The sequence below is a fragment of the Achromobacter deleyi genome, assembly GCF_902859705.1.
Taxonomy (GTDB): Bacteria; Pseudomonadota; Gammaproteobacteria; order Burkholderiales; family Burkholderiaceae_B; genus Achromobacter; species Achromobacter deleyi.
The window spans coordinates 76,987-92,690 of record NZ_CADIJO010000016.1 but is presented as its reverse complement, the minus strand read 5'-3'; the positions used below and the strand labels follow the sequence as shown (position 1 = coordinate 92,690).

18 protein-coding genes are annotated in these 15,704 nt (G+C 64.8%); 15 read left to right on the top strand and 3 right to left on the bottom strand.

Translation table 11 applies throughout. The features are described from left to right. The first annotated feature begins 106 nt into the window (after positions 1–106). Together HV798_RS21535 and HV798_RS21530 are read left to right on the top strand one after the other, a co-directional pair. Positions 107–553, top strand: a complete 447-nt coding sequence (locus HV798_RS21535; protein ID WP_175190840.1) for a GNAT family N-acetyltransferase — start codon at positions 107–109, stop codon at positions 551–553. After that, a complete protein-coding gene (locus HV798_RS21530; protein WP_175190841.1) occupies positions 550–1,167 on the top strand; it encodes an FMN-dependent NADH-azoreductase in 618 nt (205 codons plus the stop codon). Before HV798_RS21535 ends, HV798_RS21530 begins: the two co-directional genes overlap by 4 nt. 47 nt (positions 1,168–1,214) lie before the next feature. Here the strand turns inward: HV798_RS21530 and HV798_RS21525 are convergent, their stop codons facing one another. Continuing rightward, positions 1,215–1,529: an immunity protein Imm33 domain-containing protein gene (locus HV798_RS21525; protein ID WP_175190842.1), complete on the bottom strand. Its 315-nt coding sequence runs from the start codon at positions 1,527–1,529 to the stop codon at positions 1,215–1,217. Between the two features lie 515 nt (positions 1,530–2,044). Then, positions 2,045–2,545 (bottom strand): DUF305 domain-containing protein, encoded by a 501-nt coding sequence (locus HV798_RS21520; RefSeq protein WP_003098996.1) that lies wholly within the window; start codon positions 2,543–2,545, stop codon positions 2,045–2,047. Positions 2,546–2,995: 450 nt separating this feature from the next. On the opposite strand from HV798_RS21520, the gene HV798_RS21515 reads away from it, so the two are divergent. The 11 genes from HV798_RS21515 to HV798_RS21465 all read left to right on the top strand — a co-directional run bounded on the left by HV798_RS21515 (position 2,996) and on the right by HV798_RS21465 (position 13,306). Further along, positions 2,996–3,742 carry a hypothetical protein gene (locus tag HV798_RS21515; RefSeq protein WP_003098991.1) on the top strand — a complete coding sequence of 249 codons (747 nt, stop codon included), beginning with the start codon at positions 2,996–2,998 and terminating at the stop codon, positions 3,740–3,742. A gap of 118 nt (positions 3,743–3,860) precedes the next feature. Continuing rightward, on the top strand, positions 3,861–4,073 hold the full coding sequence (locus tag HV798_RS21510) for an AlpA family transcriptional regulator (RefSeq protein WP_003090093.1): 213 nt from the start codon (positions 3,861–3,863) through the stop codon (positions 4,071–4,073). Positions 4,074–4,115: 42 nt separating this feature from the next. Then, positions 4,116–4,991, top strand: coding sequence for a ParA family protein (locus tag HV798_RS21505; RefSeq protein ID WP_003098988.1), 876 nt, complete (start codon positions 4,116–4,118; stop codon positions 4,989–4,991). Further along, positions 4,975–5,244 carry a hypothetical protein gene (locus HV798_RS21500; protein ID WP_003050422.1) on the top strand — a complete coding sequence of 90 codons (270 nt, stop codon included), beginning with the start codon at positions 4,975–4,977 and terminating at the stop codon, positions 5,242–5,244. Before HV798_RS21505 ends, HV798_RS21500 begins: the two co-directional genes overlap by 17 nt. Continuing rightward, positions 5,237–6,916 (top strand): ParB family protein, encoded by a 1,680-nt coding sequence (locus HV798_RS21495; protein ID WP_004350508.1) that lies wholly within the window; start codon positions 5,237–5,239, stop codon positions 6,914–6,916. Before HV798_RS21500 ends, HV798_RS21495 begins: the two co-directional genes overlap by 8 nt. Before the next feature lie 14 nt (positions 6,917–6,930). Continuing rightward, positions 6,931–7,491, top strand: a complete 561-nt coding sequence (locus HV798_RS21490; protein WP_003090097.1) for a DUF2857 domain-containing protein — start codon at positions 6,931–6,933, stop codon at positions 7,489–7,491. A gap of 3 nt (positions 7,492–7,494) precedes the next feature. Beyond that, the gene (locus HV798_RS21485; RefSeq protein WP_003116837.1) at positions 7,495–8,733 is read left to right on the top strand and encodes an STY4528 family pathogenicity island replication protein; all 1,239 of its coding nucleotides are present in this window, start codon (positions 7,495–7,497) and stop codon (positions 8,731–8,733) included. 429 nt (positions 8,734–9,162) lie between these two features. After that, a complete protein-coding gene (locus tag HV798_RS21480; protein ID WP_003116836.1) occupies positions 9,163–9,954 on the top strand; it encodes a PFL_4669 family integrating conjugative element protein in 792 nt (263 codons plus the stop codon). Next, on the top strand, positions 9,951–10,478 hold the full coding sequence (locus HV798_RS21475) for a DUF3158 family protein (protein WP_003098978.1): 528 nt from the start codon (positions 9,951–9,953) through the stop codon (positions 10,476–10,478). Before HV798_RS21480 ends, HV798_RS21475 begins: the two co-directional genes overlap by 4 nt. A 73-nt stretch (positions 10,479–10,551) precedes the next feature. Beyond that, a complete protein-coding gene (locus tag HV798_RS21470) occupies positions 10,552–10,992 on the top strand; it encodes a single-stranded DNA-binding protein (protein WP_003098976.1) in 441 nt (146 codons plus the stop codon). 283 nt (positions 10,993–11,275) lie between these two features. Further along, positions 11,276–13,306 carry a DNA topoisomerase III gene (locus HV798_RS21465; protein WP_003116834.1) on the top strand — a complete coding sequence of 677 codons (2,031 nt, stop codon included), beginning with the start codon at positions 11,276–11,278 and terminating at the stop codon, positions 13,304–13,306. A 723-nt stretch (positions 13,307–14,029) separates the two neighbouring features. Here HV798_RS21465 and HV798_RS21460 read toward each other — a convergent pair. Then, positions 14,030–14,665: a cation efflux transmembrane domain-containing protein gene (locus HV798_RS21460; protein ID WP_003098972.1), complete on the bottom strand. Its 636-nt coding sequence runs from the start codon at positions 14,663–14,665 to the stop codon at positions 14,030–14,032. 411 nt (positions 14,666–15,076) lie between these two features. On the opposite strand from HV798_RS21460, the gene HV798_RS31730 reads away from it, so the two are divergent. Together HV798_RS31730 and HV798_RS31725 are read left to right on the top strand one after the other, a co-directional pair. Next, the gene (locus HV798_RS31730) at positions 15,077–15,286 is read left to right on the top strand and encodes a sterol desaturase family protein (protein WP_014747696.1); all 210 of its coding nucleotides are present in this window, start codon (positions 15,077–15,079) and stop codon (positions 15,284–15,286) included. Positions 15,287–15,298: 12 nt separating this feature from the next. Continuing rightward, entirely contained in the window at positions 15,299–15,673 is a 375-nt protein-coding gene (locus HV798_RS31725; protein ID WP_011516992.1) for a DUF3703 domain-containing protein, read from the top strand. Positions 15,674–15,704 lie beyond the last annotated feature (31 nt).

The window sequence follows — 15,704 nt, the reverse complement described above, 5'->3', positions numbered from 1 at the left end:
GGTTCTTCAAATTATGGCATGGGCTGACTAGCATGATGTCTGCCTCGGTCGGTTCCGGCCGCGGGCCCGATTCACGGCAAGATTGCCAGGACAGGACTATCAAGACATGAGTGACCCGAACATCCGCCACCTAGAAACCGCCGACGAGCTGCGCGCTGCTTTTCCCGTCATGCAGGAACTGCGTCCGCACCTGGCCGACGAGTCTGATTTTGCCGCCCGCGTTGCCCGCATGCGTGCTGAAAACTACGCGCTGCTGGCCGTCTGGGAAGGCGGCGAGCCGGTTGCTCTGGCGGGCTACCGCTACCAGGAAAACCTGATCTACGGCCGTTTCCTGTATGTGGACGACCTGGTCACCACCGAGCGCAGCCGCGGTGGCCGCCACGGCGCGCGCCTGCTGCAGGCGCTGGAAGGCATCGCCCGCCAAGCCGGGTGTGCCAAGCTGGTGCTGGACACCGGCCTGGCCAACGCCCTGGCGCAGCGCTTCTATTTCCGCCAGGGCCTGTTGACCGGCGCCATGCGTTTTTCGAAAGTGCTGGGAGGTCAGGCAGCATGAGCATCCTGCGTTTGACTTGCAGCCCGCGCGGCGTGGGCTCGGAAAGCCATCGGCTGTCCCAATTCGTGGTGGAACACCTGGCTCGGCACGACCCTGTGCGCGGCCGCGATATCGTCGAAATCGACGCCAACCTGCTGCCGCATGTGGATGTGGACTACGCCCGCGCGTTGGGTTCGCCCGCCGACCCAGGCAGTGACGTTTGTGGCCGCGGCTCGCTGCGCCAATCCGATCAACTGATCCAGTCATTGTCCGATGCGGACTATGTCGTCATCGCCACGCCGATGCACAACTACACCGTCCCGTCGGCGCTGAAGGTCTGGATCGATCACGTGGTGCGGGTGCGCAGCACCTTCAGCGTGACGCGCGAAGGCAAGGTCGGCGTGCTGGCCGACCGGCCGGTGTTTGTCGCCGCGTCGTCGGGTGGCCTGTTCTCGGGTCCCGATGCCAGGCAGCCCGACTTCCTGACGCCTTACCTGAAAGTGGCCCTGGCCACGATCGGCTTGAAGCGCCTGACCTTCTTCTCGGTGGAAGGCACCGCCATGGGCGGGCAGGCACTGGATGCGGCCAGGCTGCGCGCGCAGGAACAGATCGCGGGACATTTCTCACAGCAATAGGGCGGCTTGCAGCCCATGCCGCTATCGGGTAAGCGGCGGGCTGCCGGCTACTGATCCATCCACACGTCTTCGTAACCCTGGTCGTCAATGATGAACTTCGCCCCGGGTGGCAGGTGCAGGTAATCCACAACCTGGGGCAGCATCTGCGCCAGATGCGCCGTGTGGACCGGCTGATAGAAATCATCCGCATCGGAATAACCGCCGCAGTGAATGAACCAGCTGATGGTGCCGTTTTCCGGCAGGACGATACGGGTGCCGTAGATGGGCATCTGGCCCGGCGTGGATATGGCGACGGCGATCATGTCTTCGGGAGGCGTGTCAGCCAGGCCATATTTGGCGCAGATGTCGTTGCGTGCTTGCATATCGGGAATCCCTCGCTACATGCGGCGATCTGGCGCACCAATGAAAAAAGGGCCCGCAGGCCCTTTCGTCAATTTACGCAGCGGTTGTGAACGCGCTGCGCATCAAAATCTGGAGCGGGAAACGAGTCATGCACTAGAGCGCTAAGTCTCTGTTTCCCAATCACTTTCTCCACTGTGGTGATCAGCGAAGAACTCAATTATAGCCTTGTTTTTCGCCCTCGGCAACAAAGTTCATCCAACCACTTCCACCAGCGTCCAAGGATGATCCATCCACCCGTCGTTACGCCTGATGCGTCCAGCTGCTGAGCGGGTTCGCTATCGAACTCCAACTTGCGACGATCATGACTTGCGCTCGCTCCGCAGGCAGCGCGGGGTGGTGTCGCGTGGACTACCTGGCACCTGGACGGCTGTAGGACACAACCGCCGGCATCGGAACACCGCAAGTACTCATCTTTACATCGCTGCGGCTAACTTCGCCGGAGCGCAACGCGGCGCCAGTGTAGTGGCAGCCAGCCTCAACGAAGGCGTGCAGCAATCCGGTTCATCTGCTCGATCTCCGCGCGCTGGCCATCGGAAATCGCTTGGCATAGGTTGACGAGTTCCGGATCTGAGAGCTGCGCCTCGCGGCACATGAGGATCGCTCCCGAATGGTGCGGGACCATAGACGCGATGAACTGTCGATCGCCGATTCCGGTTTGAGCACGGGTAGCGGCAAAAGAACCGAGTGTGAGAACGGCAAACAAGCCGTACAGCACGAGATTGAGCCGCCGGTTTGGAAACATGCCGGGCATTGTCGCTAGCATGAAGATGCCCATTGGCGCCCACATAGTGACCGCCATGTAGAGCATGTTGAGATTGTTTCTGAAGTCCCTGGCGCCGTCGATCATGCTGAACATTACGAAGTACATGACGACGAGGCCCAACACCATGTTCACCCAGAACTTGGCGTATGGTCGGCCGTGCTTACCCATCTGACCGGATGTGTGATGTTGATGTTCATGGGAATGTTCAGCCATCTCCGTCTCCTATGTGCTGGGGCAACCTGGCAGGGTCACTGGTACTGCGGCAGATACTTTGTCGATATATCAGCATGTGGAGCGATGCATCACTAACCGCTGATTTCCAGTCCCCAACTGGACGTAGGGGCGTCGAACGCTTCAACTCGCTGGTCTTGAACCGTCTGGATATCAGACCATACCAAATCGGTCTTGATGGGCTTTGCGCCACCTATGACGCTGGTACCGTGAGCGCCAATATCGAGCTTGCGTCCTCATCGCTCGATGGGCCGGCAACTGATCGATTCTTGCATATCAAGCAAGACAAGGCCACCTGCGGCGGACGCCAATGGCCTCCTCCGCCTTCGCTTAGGGCATCGCCTCAAGCGTCCGTCGCAGGCCATAACGACACAACAGCCCTTGGGCAAGAAAGGAGCCGGTGATGTAGCGCACCCGAAAGGAGACGAAGACATGCACAAGGACATTTCAACATCAAAGGTGTTCTATCGTCCCATCGAGGCGGCCATCCGATGGGCTGGGTTGCTGCGGTATCTCCCGATGATCCTGGCCACGATCGCGTCACCGCGTGTCCTGCCTCGGTCGCTGAACTGCCCTCGATGGAATGAGTGCCGGCTGCACTCGGAACGTATCTATGACGGCATCCTCAACGGAGAGCTGCCCTACGGCAAGAACGGGATCACGCTCAATGATCCGAACCTGCTCAATTCTCTGGATCTGACTGTTCGCCATGTCGATCTAAAACGCTGGATGCGCACCCACTATCCCGAGCACCGGCCAGGATTTCTGTTCAGCCGTGGCGAACGCATGGCGCATCCTTTCATCACCATGGAAACAGGACAGGCGATCCTCGTGGAGCGGCTGGCCCTTCAGGCCGCGCTTGAACAAGCCCGACGTGAGATGCGAGAACTGCAGGAGCAGCACGACACGCTACTCAAGCAATCCTCGGTGCTGTTGGCATCCAAGCAATGCGAGATCAGCGAACGGGCGGAAACGACCTATCTCAACATCATTGGAGGGATGTTGACGCTGATGCTGAGCCAGTCGCCTTCAGGCGTGCCCTATTCCAGCTTCAAAACGCAGGAGGCCCTTGTCTCTGCATTGGTCGCCCACTACGGCGGCACCATGGGCATCACTGAGCGCACCTTAAACGGAAAGTTCGCCAACGCTAAGAGGTACGTTCGTAGCGCAAGCGCATGAGGTTATCCAGCTTGTATGTGCAATCGCGGAGATTGCATTTGCAATGTCTTTCCGCAGCCAGGTCTATTGAATAGAGGTCACGCCAACAAACGCCACCGAGCGTTCAGGAGTGACCGCCATGTCGCAGACCCCTGTACTCCCGCCGAACGAGCGCCGCATCCTGCGGCTCGATGAAGTCGAAGCGAAGTCCGGCTTCAAACGCGCCCACATCTACAACCTGATGAAGAAGCGCCAGTTCCCTCAGGCGCTGCGCCTGGGCGTGCGCGCTGTCGGCTGGGATTCGATCGAAATCGACCAGTGGATCGCCGAGCGCCTCAACCACCGGACCTGACCCGCTCTCCCGCGGACTTCCCATTCCCAGCCGGAGAGCGCCATGCAGGTCGTGTCCATCATTTCAACGAAGGGCGGCGTCGGCAAGACCACGACGGCCGCCAACCTGGGCGGGCTCGCCGCGGACGCGGGCCTGCGCGTGCTGCTGCTCGATCTCGACGTGCAGCCCACCTTGTCCTCCTACTACGAACTGACCCAGCGCGCGCCGGGCGGCATCTATGAGCTGTTGGCCTTCAACGAGCGCGACCTTGGCCAGCTCGTGTCCCGCACGATCATCGCGGGCCTGGACCTGGTGCTGTCCGACGACCACCGGGGCGAGCTGAACACGTTGTTGCTGCATGCGCCGGATGGCCGCCTGCGGTTGCGGCATCTGCTGCCAGCACTTGCTCCCCTCTACGACCTGGTGCTGATCGACACCCAGGGCGCGCGTTCCGTGCTGCTGGAGATGGCGGTGCTCGCCTCCGATCTCGCGCTGTCGCCCGTCACGCCGGAGATCCTCGCGGCACGCGAGCTGCGGCGCGGCACCATGCAGTTGCTCGAAGACATTGCGCCGTACCGGCACCTGGGCATCGAACCGCCGCCGCTGCACTTGCTCATCAACCGCGTCCACCCGGTGTCCGCCAACGCACGGCTGATCCAGCAGGCCTTGCGCGACCTGTTCCAGGACAGCGCCGGCATCCGCGTGCTCGCCACCGACGTGCCGGCCATAGAAGCGTATCCACGTGCCGCAACGCGCGGCCTGCCGGTGCATCGGGTCGAGCACCGCCAGCCGCCCGGCAGAGTCGCCCCTGCCGCGCTCGACACGATGCGCGCGCTCGCCAGCGAGTTGTTCCCGCAATGGCAGGACCGACTGGCTCAAGTATCCGGCCGCCCGCAGCGACCTCTTGATCCTGGGAGGCCCCATGGCGAACGCACATGAGCTGGCCCGCGGCCACAAGCGGCTGCGCGCCCTGATCGAGTTCGCGGTCGGTGAGGGCTGGCACGTCAAGCGCACGCCGGGCGGGCACCTCAAGTTCACCAAGGCCGGCTGCGCGGCGATCTACACGAGTTCGACAGCGAGTGACCACCGGGCCGAATTGAACGCCCGTGCGCAGATCCGCCGCGCCGAGCGAGAGGCCCGCATGGCGCCGGCCGGCGGTCGTGGGGACTGCGAGGGGTGCGGCCATGGCTGACATGACCTCGCAGGACATGGCAGGCAAGCTGCTCGCGGCCGGCTTCGAGCGCAGCGGCCCAGCGGCTACGGCCTTGAGCGACCCGATCGCGGACACGCCCATGGTCGTGACGCTGGACCAGTTGCGGCCCTACGACCATGACCCGCGCATGAAGCGCAACCCGGCTTACGAGGAAATCAAGGCATCCATCCGCGAGCGCGGCCTGGACGCGGCGCCGGCCATCACGCGCAGGCCCGGCGAGGACCACTACATCATCCGCAACGGCGGCAACACGCGACTGGCGATCCTGCGCGAACTCTGGTCGGAGACCAAGGAAGAACGCTTCTTCCGCATATCGTGCCTGTTCCGACCATGGCCGGAGCGCGGTGAAATCGTCGCGCTGACCGGGCATCTTGCCGAGAACGAACTGCGCGGCGGCCTCACGTTCATCGAGCGCGCGCTCGGCGTCGAGAAAGCACGGGAGTTCTACGAGCAGGAGAGCGGCGCCGCCCTGAGCCAGTCGGAACTGGCCCGCCGCCTGGCGGCCGATGGCTTCCCCGTCCAGCGGTCGCACATCACCCGCATGGCCGACGCGGTGCGCTACCTGCTGCCCGCCATTCCCACTGTGCTCTATGGCGGCCTGGGGCGCCACCAGGTCGAGCGGCTGTCGGTCATGCGCACGGCCTGCAAACGCACCTGGGAGCACTACGCCAAGGACCGTTCGCTGCCGCTGGACTTCGACAGTTTCTTTCAGGAGGTGCTGGCGCAGTTCGACACGCAGGGCGACGAGTTCGCGCCGCAGCGCGTGCAAGACGAGCTGATCGGCCAGATGTCCGAGCTGCTGGGCATCGGCTACGACGTGCTGGCGCTGGACCTGACCGAATCGGAAAGCCGCCACCGGGCGCTGGTCAGTGACCCGACGCCACCTGCGGCGCAGCCGGCGTTGCCTTCGCCCACCGCCGGCACGCCGACTCCGCCGGGCGCAGCATCGTCCATCGCCACGCCTGCAGCGGCGGCCGGTCCTCCACCCGCCAGCCCTCCGGCGTCCGAGCCCACCTTGCGCCACGACGACACGGCGGTTGGCGAAGCGGCCACGGGAAGCCAGCCGGCCGCACCGGGCGATCTGCTTCGCGAGCACATCGTCTCGCCAGCACCGACGACAGAACGGCTCCAATCGATCCAGCGCATGGTCGCCGACCAGTTGGGCGATGCGCTGCCGCCCGACTTCTCGGCGAGCGTGCTGCAGTCCATCCCGGTGCAAGCCGGCGGACTCTATCCGATCTCCGACGTCTGGTACATCGACGCCGGCCTGGACACGCCCGATCGGCTGCGCATCCACATCGCGCAGTTCGCGCGCGAGATCGCCGGGGAGGCAGGCCTGGACGAGTGCATCGAGGATCGCGCCGATGGCATCGGGTTTGCGTGCCGCGCCCGCGGCCAAGCCCCGTCGCCGCTCGGCCGCGCGGTGCTGACGCTGCTCACTTCCCTGACGGGTCAGCCCGTCGCCGAAGCGGGCCTGGACGGCGCGCAGCTCGCCGCCGACCTGCCGACCCTGTTGCACGGCCAGAGCCAAGGCCATGGCAGCGGCGCAAGGCGCTTGAGCGACACGGCGTTGGTCAAGCTCTTTCGGCTGCTGCGCCTCGCCCGGCGTCTGCTGGACCTGGAAGCCGGCACCACGGCGCCCGGGACGTGAGCGAGGGAGGCCGCATGTCCACATCGCATCCGCTCAACCAGGCCGTGATTGCCCAGGCGCTGTATGACCTTCGCAACGGCCAACTGCGCCGCTGCAAGGCCATGGGCTTCGGCGAGGCCGAGCTGGATGCGCTCAAGCACCCCGCGCTGATCAGCGTGCTGGCCAACGCCAGCGTCTCGTGGTGCTCGGTCACGGTCAACCGCGAAGTGCTGCAGCGCCTGCTCAACCAGGCACAGGACGTGGAGAAGGAAATCGCCACGGTCGATCGCATGCTGCGGCTGGGGGCCAGCACGGAGATGGTCAGCCGCTTCTATGGCCTGACCCATCAGGAAGTCGCCCTGCGGCGGGAGATCCTCGGCCTGCCCAAGCGCAAGGGGCGCCACCCCGTCCTGGACGAGACCCAGGACACCGAACTGTGGCGGCAATGGAAAGCCGTGACCAGCAGCAGGAACGTCGATCTGGAGGACGAGACCTCGATTCTCGATGCGGCCATGGACCTGGCCGAGGGCATGTCGCTGCCGCTCTCGGTGGTCTGGGCCGCGATCAGGAACTGGGTCGATCAGGGATTGGGCTAGGCCATGGCCGTGGACGACACCGCCCCACGAGCCCAGCGCCCTGGCCCCATCGCACTCGCCGACCTGTTCGACGCTGCGCTGAAGGACCTCGCGCCCAAGTCCAGCTCTGGCGCTCCCGCGTCCCTGCCTGCTCCAACGCCCACGCCTCCTACGTCCGGCGACGCCTTCCTGTTCAGTGGCAATCGGCACGAGAGCGTGCCGCGGCGGCTGTTCCTCGACCGCCGCCTGACACCGCTGGAGCGCAACGCCTGGCAGGTGTTCCGATTGATGCTCAACGACGATGGCGTCACGGCATTTCCCACCTATGAGCAGTTGCGCCCCTGGCTGGCGTCGATGCCCTGCGCAGGCCAGGCCTCCCATGAGACCGTGGCGCGGGCGCTGACGCTGCTGCGCCTGACGCGCTGGCTGAGCCTCGTGCGACGACGGCGCGACCCCAAGACCGGTCGCATCCTCGGCAACCTCTACGTCCTGCACGACGAACCGCTGACGCCGTTCGAGGCGATGCAACTCGACGCCGACTACCTGGCCCTGGTCAGCCAGTCGCTGGGGCATTCGGCCAAGGCCGTCCAGGTGGTGGGACTCAACACCCTCCAGGAGATCGCGGACGACCCGATGCTGTCCGGACGCACCTTGCCGTCGCGGCTGCAAGTGCTCGCCGAGCGCCTGGCCGACCAGGGCATCACCGCCTCCGAAAGTTATCCACAGGAGGATGCGGTCCACGATTCCGAAGAAGGGCCCGCGAGCCTTCTTCGGAATGGCGATCGCCCATCTTCGGAATCCGAAGCAGGGCCGAAACCCGCGCCAGACGGCGCTCTTCGGAATTCGAAGCAGGACCGTACAGTACGTAGTAGTCGTATTGATGAAGTACGTACTACCGCGCAGGCGCGTGCGCTGGGCGACCTGCAATGGCCCAAGCGCTTCGCGGAACTGAAGGCGGAACAGCAGGCCGGAGCCAAGATGGCGTTGCAGCAGGTGGACGCTGCCCTGCGGCAGGCCGTGCTGGACGAATGGGCCGCACGGTGCGGCAAGCATGGCATCCGCAACCCCGCCGGTTATCTGTTCGGCATCATCCAGCGCGCCATGCGCGGCGAGTTCAATGCCTGGGCCAAGCAGACCGGCCCGGCACCGCCAACACCATCGGCGGCGCGAGCGCCACCAACCGAGCCGCCGCGCAACGTCGTGCCGCCCGAGGTGGCCCGGCAGCACATCGAGCGCCTGCGCGATCTGCTGCGCAAATCCTGAGCACAGGGCTTGTCAAAGCCGTGAAGTAGATCTCCATGGCGGTCGGCAGAAACGGTCCCCTGGGGACGGCTGTGCGGTGAAGCGCCGGGCGACGGCGCGACATGCTGCGCAAAACCTGAGTAGAGCGCATGCAAGACCATGAAGCAGACCTCCATGGCGCTCAACGGAACGGTCCCCTGGGGACGGCTGCGCGGCGAAGGATCGTGTCGAACGGCAGCGCGACGTGCGGTGCAGCACGCATACCGTCAACAACCGAGGACGGGAACGCCGATGTGAGTGCCCATCTGCGGAGCGGTCCCCAGGGGACCGTTGCGCGCTGCGCCGCCAGCGCGCACAGAACCGGGGGTCGGCTCATTTCGGTTTGTTGACTGACTGCCTTCCGCTGCATGCGGATGCTGGCGGCTCCCTGTCCACCAGCGAGCGATCACCATGGCAACCAGCAACGAACCATTGCAACTCAACCTCGGCTCCCTGCGCAGCGCGATGTCGCTGACGCTGCACACCCACCACGCCTCGCGCATCTGGCATGGCCGCGCCGCCGCCGAGGGGCGACCCGGCATCGTCGGCCTGAACGGCTACATCGCCGTGATGAACAAGATGAAGCGCGGCTCGGAGCAGGACGACCCGTACAGCGACTGGTGGATGTTGCGCATCGAGGAAAAGCTCGACCAGACCAGGACCACGTTGCAATCGCTGCGCGAGCAGGTTGACCAGGCACTGGCCGGCGTGCCTGCGGCGTTGAGCCTGGGTGAGAACCTCAACGTGCAGCCGGTGAAGCTCCCCTTGTTCGTGAACGCGCAGCTCGGCTTTGCCGCCGTCTATCTGCTGGCCGACTACGACGACATCGCCCGCAAGCTGATCCTCGCCCACCACACCGCGCTGATCGATCGCTCGACGTTGGAGCGCTGGCTCAACGAAGGTGCCCACGCGCTGCGCAGCCTGTTCAGCCTGGCCCAGCAATACCGCTACTCGGGCTGCACCCGCGACGACTTCGCGGCCAAGAACGCCGCAGCTCGGGCAGCATTGGAGAAGTTCGGCGAACTGCCGCAGGACGTGCTCGAAGGCATGCGCCGCTCGAAGTTTGCGCCGCCCGTCGTGCGCCGTGGTCTGCAACAGCGTGGTGATAGCGCTGCCGCAGCCGCATCTCCCACCGACGAAGGCGCTGCCGCCGATTCGGCCGAGGCCAAGTCCACAGCCGCCGGCGAGGACGAACCGGCATGAGCGACCCGAACCGCGAACCGCGCTACTTCCGTCGTCTGGAACAGCCAGCCTTCATGCGGCTGGAACACGCGGCCTCTCTAAAAGGCCTTTTAAAGCCTTTTAAAGGTAAAGGGGACTTCGAGGCCTGGGCCAGCCAGTGCTTCGCCATGCGCGACGAGTTGATTGCCCTGGCGCAGCGACAGGTGCTGCCACAGGCGTGCGGGCATCCCTTCCACCTGCTTCCCGTCGAGCTGGCCCAGCAGACCACTGGCGCAGGCACGACCTTTCTTCGCTGGCGCAAGCACGATCGATCGGCCATGGGCGTGGCGTTGTGGCAGGAGCTGATGGCGAGCCCCAGCACGCCGGTCAACCTGCTGCACGACCTGCACGAGATCGAACTGCAGCGCGTCATGCTGAACATGCAGATCAGCCTGCTGCACACCCTGGGCAGGCAAGCACAGGAATGCGCCAGCAAGGCCGCGCAGGCGGACAACACCTACCTGCGCCGGCTCGCGTCCGTTCCTGCCGCAGTGCGCGATCGGTGATTGCGCCTGCCATCCGAGCACGCGCCCGAGCCCAACGAGGCACGGGTATTTCAACCACCACGGAGATTCCAACATGAGCACACAATTCATCGGCGAGGGCAACATCGGATCGCCTCCCGAGTACCGCGAATTCCCCAATGGCAACGACGATCCTCGCCGGTTGCTCCGGCTGAACGTGTACTTCGACAACCCCGTCCCCACCAAGGGCGGCGAGTTCGAGGACCGCGGCGGCTTCTGGGCGCCGGTGGAACTCTGGCACCACGACGCCGACCGCTGGCAGCAGCTCTACCAGAAGGGCATGCGGGTGCTGGTCGTCGGCCGCATGGAGCGCGACCCCTGGACGGACAACGAAGATCAGCCGCGTGAGACTTGGCAGGTCAACGCGCGCAGTGTCGGCATCCTGCCGTACCGCATCGAGTCTGTGGCCCTCAGCCCGAAGCCACAGGAGGCAGAGCCGAAGCCCCAGGCCACCCAGGAATCGACGGCGCCGAAAGAGACCAAGCGCAGGAAGTGATCGGGCATGGAGGGCGGCTGCCGCAGTGCTTCGCCGCCCTCCATGCGCTGCGAATTATCCCCAGGGGATAGCTCCACCAACGTCCACCGAGTTCCACGCGCGCTCCCGGAAATCGCGGCTCTCGGCCCGCACACTTCCGGCCACGCACCTTCCCCGCACTCGCCATTTCATCGGCGTGAAAGCGGTCGCTGCCGCATGCGGCTTGTTTGCTGCTGCCAGGGGCTGCGCTCGGCATCCTCGATCCCAGCAACTCCATGAACAACAGGAATCGGGATGGACGGATATGCGGCTGTTCTTGTGCGAGAAGCCCTCCCAGGGCAAAGACATTGGCCGGATTCTCGGCGCCACGCAGCGCGGTGAAGGCTGCCTCAACGGTTCCGGCGTCACGGTCACCTGGTGCATCGGCCATCTCGTGGAGGCGGCGCCGCCCGAGGCCTACGACGAGCAGCTCAAACGATGGTCCGTTGAGCAGTTGCCCATCATTCCCCAGCACTGGCGGGTCGAGGTCAAACCGAAGACCGCCACGCAATTCAAGGTCGTCAAGGCGCTCTTGGCGAAGGCGACTCACCTGGTTATCGCCACCGATGCCGACCGCGAGGGCGAATTGATCGCCCGCGAGATCGTGGAGCTTTGCGGCTACCGCGGCCCCATCGAACGCCTGTGGCTGTCGGCGCTCAACGATGCGTCCATTCGGGCGGCACTGGGCAAGCTGCGGCCTTCGGCCGAGACGCTTTCGATGTACCACTCGGCGCTGGCGCGCTCCCGTGCGGATTGGCTCGTGGGCATGAACCTGAGCCGGCTGTTCACGGTGCTGGGGCGACAGGCGGGTTACGACGGCGTGCTGTCGGTCGGCCGCGTACAGACCCCGACGCTCAAGCTCGTTGTGGACCGCGACCGCGAGATCGCGCGCTTCGTGTCCGTACCATACTGGGCCATCGCCGTGTCCCTGTTCGCAGGCGGTTCGACTTTCGCCGCGCAATGGGTTCCACCCGATGCGTGCACCGACGACGCAGGCCGCTGCCTGCGGCAGCCGGTCGCACAGCAGACCATGCAGCAGATCCGCGCTGCGGGCAGTGCCCACGTCGTGTCGGTGGAGACTGAGCGTGTCCGCGAAGGCCCGCCGCTGCCGTTCGACCTGGGCACCTTGCAGGAAGTGTGTTCCAAGCAGCTTGGGCTGGACGTGCAGGAAACCTTGGAGATTGCCCAAGCCCTGTACGAGACGCACAAGGCCACGACGTACCCCCGCTCGGACTCCGGCTACCTGCCCGAGAGCATGTTTGCCGAAGTGCCCACCGTTCTCGACAGCCTGCTCAAGACCGATCCCTCGCTGCGCTCGATCATGGGCCAGCTCGACCGCTCGCAGCGCTCGCGCGCCTGGAACGATGGCAAGGTCACGGCGCACCACGGCATCATCCCGACGCTCGAACCGGCGAAGCTCTCCGCCATGAGCGAGAAGGAACTGGCCGTGTACAGGCTCATCCGGTCGCATTACCTGGCGCAGTTCCTCCCTCACCACGAGTTCGACCGCACTGTGGCCAAGTTTTCGTGCGGGGGGCAGAACCTGGCGGCCACGGGCAAGCAGGTTGTCATCCCGGGTTGGCGCCAGGTGCTCGCCGAGCCGCAGGCCGAAGACGGTGATGGCGAGGGCGATACTGCGGTCCGCGCCCAGGTGCTGCCCGCGCTGCCGAAACTGTATGAGGGCCTGGCATGCCAGGTGGCCGACGTCGATCTCAAGGCACTCAAGACGCTGCCGCCCAAACCGTACACGCAAGGCGAGTTGGTCAAGTCCATGAAAGGCGTCGCCAAGCTGGTGTCCGATCCCCGCCTGAAGCAGAAGCTCAAGGATACGGTTGGCATCGGCACCGAAGCGACGCGGGCCAACATCATCGGCGGCCTGATCGCTCGCGGCTACCTCGTGAAGAAGGGGCGCGCCATCCGCGCCTCGGATGCGGCTTTCACTTTGATCGATGCCGTGCCTGCGGCGATTGCCGACCCTGGCACCACCGCCGTCTGGGAACAGGCGCTCGACATGATCGAGGCCGGACAGCTCACCCTGGACGTGTTCATCGGCAAGCAGGCCGCGTGGATTTCGCAGTTGATTGCGCAGTACGGCAGCGCCTCCCTGTCCATCAAGGTTCCCCAAGGGCCGGCATGCCCGCAGTGCGGCGCACCCACGCGCCAGCGCAGCGGCAAGAGCGGCCCGTTCTGGTCGTGCAGCCGCTACCCGGACTGCAAAGGCACGCTGCCAGTCGAATCCGGCAGCTCCAAGCGCGGCGCCTCGCGCCCGCGCCGTAGCGGCCGCAAAGGCTCCTGACCGCCCCCGTTCCCCGTGAGCCGTGCCCGCCTTCGGCGGCGTGGCCCCTGTCCCGCACTCCGCCGCATGCCCTGCGGGACGCCCAGCGCGCAACGCCTTCTTGATCCGTGTGCGCGTCCCGCCCAGCCGTCCCCGGCCGCGGGACCTGAAGGTAGCTTCTCTGCGAGCCGCACCACGCGCGTTCTGTTGATCTGCGTTTCTTCCGCCCTCTGCGAAGGGTCTCCCGGTGGCTTGCCAGGCTGCACGAGCCACCGGGAGACCCTTCGTGGTCAGCGGTAATCGGTGCCGGTGCCCGCCGGTGCAAAAACGGGCTCCCTTTGTGCGCGGATGTGCGCCAGACGATGCCGGCCCCAGCCACGACATGGGCCGGGTGTGATTGCTTGATGAGCAGACGGTTCTAGCGACGACCGGGCCTGCCAATCAGCCCACGGGTGGTTCCTCTTTTCTCCCGAGCCGAAGGCCGTTGGGCCTTCGGCGCCATTCTCCTGCCCATCAACGTCCCGGCCCGGCCATTGGCCTGGGCCACACGAACAGGAGAGACGACATGCACCCTCAACCTTGCGCACCGCTGCTGTACGGCAGACGGAGGTCGAGAACGGCATGCCCGCCTATCGCGCGGCCATCGCCAATGGTACGCTCGGCTGCAGCCGAGGCCGTAGCCCAAAGGCTGGACTACCTCTTTTGCAGAGGTAAACCTCGGGATGAACTGGGCGAAAACATGCCTTATGTGCCCGCCTTACGGCGAGCTGTTTCCGATGCTTCGCGCAGGATTTCCCGCCCCCCATTCGCTGCGATTGCGGCCACGATGACGCCCAGCACCAGATCCGGGATGTTCGACCCGAACCCCATCACCAGCACCCCGGACAGCACAATCGCACCATTGACGATGGAGTCGTTGCTGGTAAAGATCGCTGACGCCTTGAAGTTCACATCTTCCCCGCGATGGCGGCGCAGTAGTCTGAGGCACACTAGGTTCAAAGCCGCGTTCAGCGCGGCCATGGCCATCATGGCTGGGCCGACAGGCTCTTCCCCTCCAGCGAAGCGGCGTAGGACTTCCAACAGCAGCAGCGCGGCCAGGCCGATTAGCAAGAAACCCGACAAGCGGGCCGCGCCCACCTTGACCGTTGCCGCACGACCGACGGCATACAGGCTAACCGCATAGACCGACGCATCGGCGAGGTTGTCCAACCCGGCGCCCATCAGCGCCGTAGAGCCAGCCCAGATGCCAAGGGCAATGCCGGCGGCGGACTGCGTCAGGTTGATCAGCAACACAGTCAGAAGAATCTTTCGGTCCTTCGCATCGCTCGCATCTAGGCGGCCCAACTCGTCGTTTTCGTGATTTCTGTGGTTTTCAGCCATGCATTGTTCCTTCCAAATCGATGGATGCTGAAGCCTGTAGCGGCTGGAGAGTCAAGGCGCAGATGCAACGAACTTGCCACAGGGTCTTCCCGGACGCCCTTGACTCTACCGTAGCTAGAAGGTTTTCCAATCCAGTCAGAGCTTTAGGACAGAACAGATGAGCACCAATGCGCCCCCTTCATTGCGACTGTCATCCGGTATGGCTGCTATCCACTGATCCGTGGCGCCACTGCGGTTGTGCTCTTCGGCGAGCTCGCGACCGGCCGGCCGTCTTTTCCGACGGAGCTACTCACAGTGATCGTCGCGCTCGCTTGTGCCGCCTTGCTAGAGGGCGGGCGGCCTTTCCACTCCCCGTTGAGCCAGTAGCGGCGTTCCAAGCTGTGGTTGGCCGTCGGCGCATGGCTCGGCTTCTTGGTCGTGCATCTGGCCTTCCAGCACTCCAATCTGGGATACCGGGTCGGGCCGTTGGGATTGTTGATCGGGGTGGCTGAAGCCCATCGCTGGCATCACAAGCGTGAGCACGAAGACGCCCAAGTCAACTACGGCGATTTCTGGATGCCCGGGGGCCACTTGTTCAGCGCTTTCCGGTCGCAAAAGCACACGCTGGGCGCCAAAGAGTGACACTCAAGAAAGATGGACTTTCCAATGGACTACGGCCCGCAGCTTGTCTATCCCTTCCGGAGCCGGCCAGCAGCGGCAAACGCTTGCGCTGCTGGCTATACGATCTTGCCCACGTCGCATTCTTGCGCGAGTCGGGCCTTGCGGCTTCTTGCGAAGCGATCGCGAGTTGCGTGGCGTGCCCATGAGTCGGGCCGCGTCGTGGCGCACTGCTACCTTGGCCTGCACCTGCACCTGCGCAGCCACGCCGCGATGCTCGGTCTGGCCTGGAGAACCCGTAAGGTGGCGGAGATTGCGGCGCGCAGGTCGTCCGGCTCGCGCTGGCTCCTGTGGGCCACGCCCTCGGTCGCACGCCGTCTCAAAACGTCAGAATCGCGCGCTTTCGCATGATGGAGCGCGGCACGTGGCTCTCAGAACTGGA

Bases quoted from the DNA above. Each gene is read 5' to 3' on its own strand.
- HV798_RS21535 (WP_175190840.1), top strand. From the start codon at position 107: ATGAGTGACCCGAACATCCGCCACCTAGAAACCGCCGACGAGCTGCGC.
- HV798_RS21530 (WP_175190841.1), top strand. From the start codon at position 550: ATGAGCATCCTGCGTTTGACTTGCAGCCCGCGCGGCGTGGGCTCGGAA.
- HV798_RS21525 (WP_175190842.1), bottom strand. From the start codon at position 1,529: ATGCAAGCACGCAACGACATCTGCGCCAAATATGGCCTGGCTGACACG.
- HV798_RS21520 (WP_003098996.1), bottom strand. From the start codon at position 2,545: ATGGCTGAACATTCCCATGAACATCAACATCACACATCCGGTCAGATG.
- HV798_RS21515 (WP_003098991.1), top strand. From the start codon at position 2,996: ATGCACAAGGACATTTCAACATCAAAGGTGTTCTATCGTCCCATCGAG.
- HV798_RS21510 (WP_003090093.1), top strand. From the start codon at position 3,861: ATGTCGCAGACCCCTGTACTCCCGCCGAACGAGCGCCGCATCCTGCGG.
- HV798_RS21505 (WP_003098988.1), top strand. From the start codon at position 4,116: ATGCAGGTCGTGTCCATCATTTCAACGAAGGGCGGCGTCGGCAAGACC.
- HV798_RS21500 (WP_003050422.1), top strand. From the start codon at position 4,975: ATGGCGAACGCACATGAGCTGGCCCGCGGCCACAAGCGGCTGCGCGCC.
- HV798_RS21495 (WP_004350508.1), top strand. From the start codon at position 5,237: ATGGCTGACATGACCTCGCAGGACATGGCAGGCAAGCTGCTCGCGGCC.
- HV798_RS21490 (WP_003090097.1), top strand. From the start codon at position 6,931: ATGTCCACATCGCATCCGCTCAACCAGGCCGTGATTGCCCAGGCGCTG.
- HV798_RS21485 (WP_003116837.1), top strand. From the start codon at position 7,495: ATGGCCGTGGACGACACCGCCCCACGAGCCCAGCGCCCTGGCCCCATC.
- HV798_RS21480 (WP_003116836.1), top strand. From the start codon at position 9,163: ATGGCAACCAGCAACGAACCATTGCAACTCAACCTCGGCTCCCTGCGC.
- HV798_RS21475 (WP_003098978.1), top strand. From the start codon at position 9,951: ATGAGCGACCCGAACCGCGAACCGCGCTACTTCCGTCGTCTGGAACAG.
- HV798_RS21470 (WP_003098976.1), top strand. From the start codon at position 10,552: ATGAGCACACAATTCATCGGCGAGGGCAACATCGGATCGCCTCCCGAG.
- HV798_RS21465 (WP_003116834.1), top strand. From the start codon at position 11,276: ATGCGGCTGTTCTTGTGCGAGAAGCCCTCCCAGGGCAAAGACATTGGC.
- HV798_RS21460 (WP_003098972.1), bottom strand. From the start codon at position 14,665: ATGGCTGAAAACCACAGAAATCACGAAAACGACGAGTTGGGCCGCCTA.
- HV798_RS31725 (WP_011516992.1), top strand. From the start codon at position 15,299: ATGGACTTTCCAATGGACTACGGCCCGCAGCTTGTCTATCCCTTCCGG.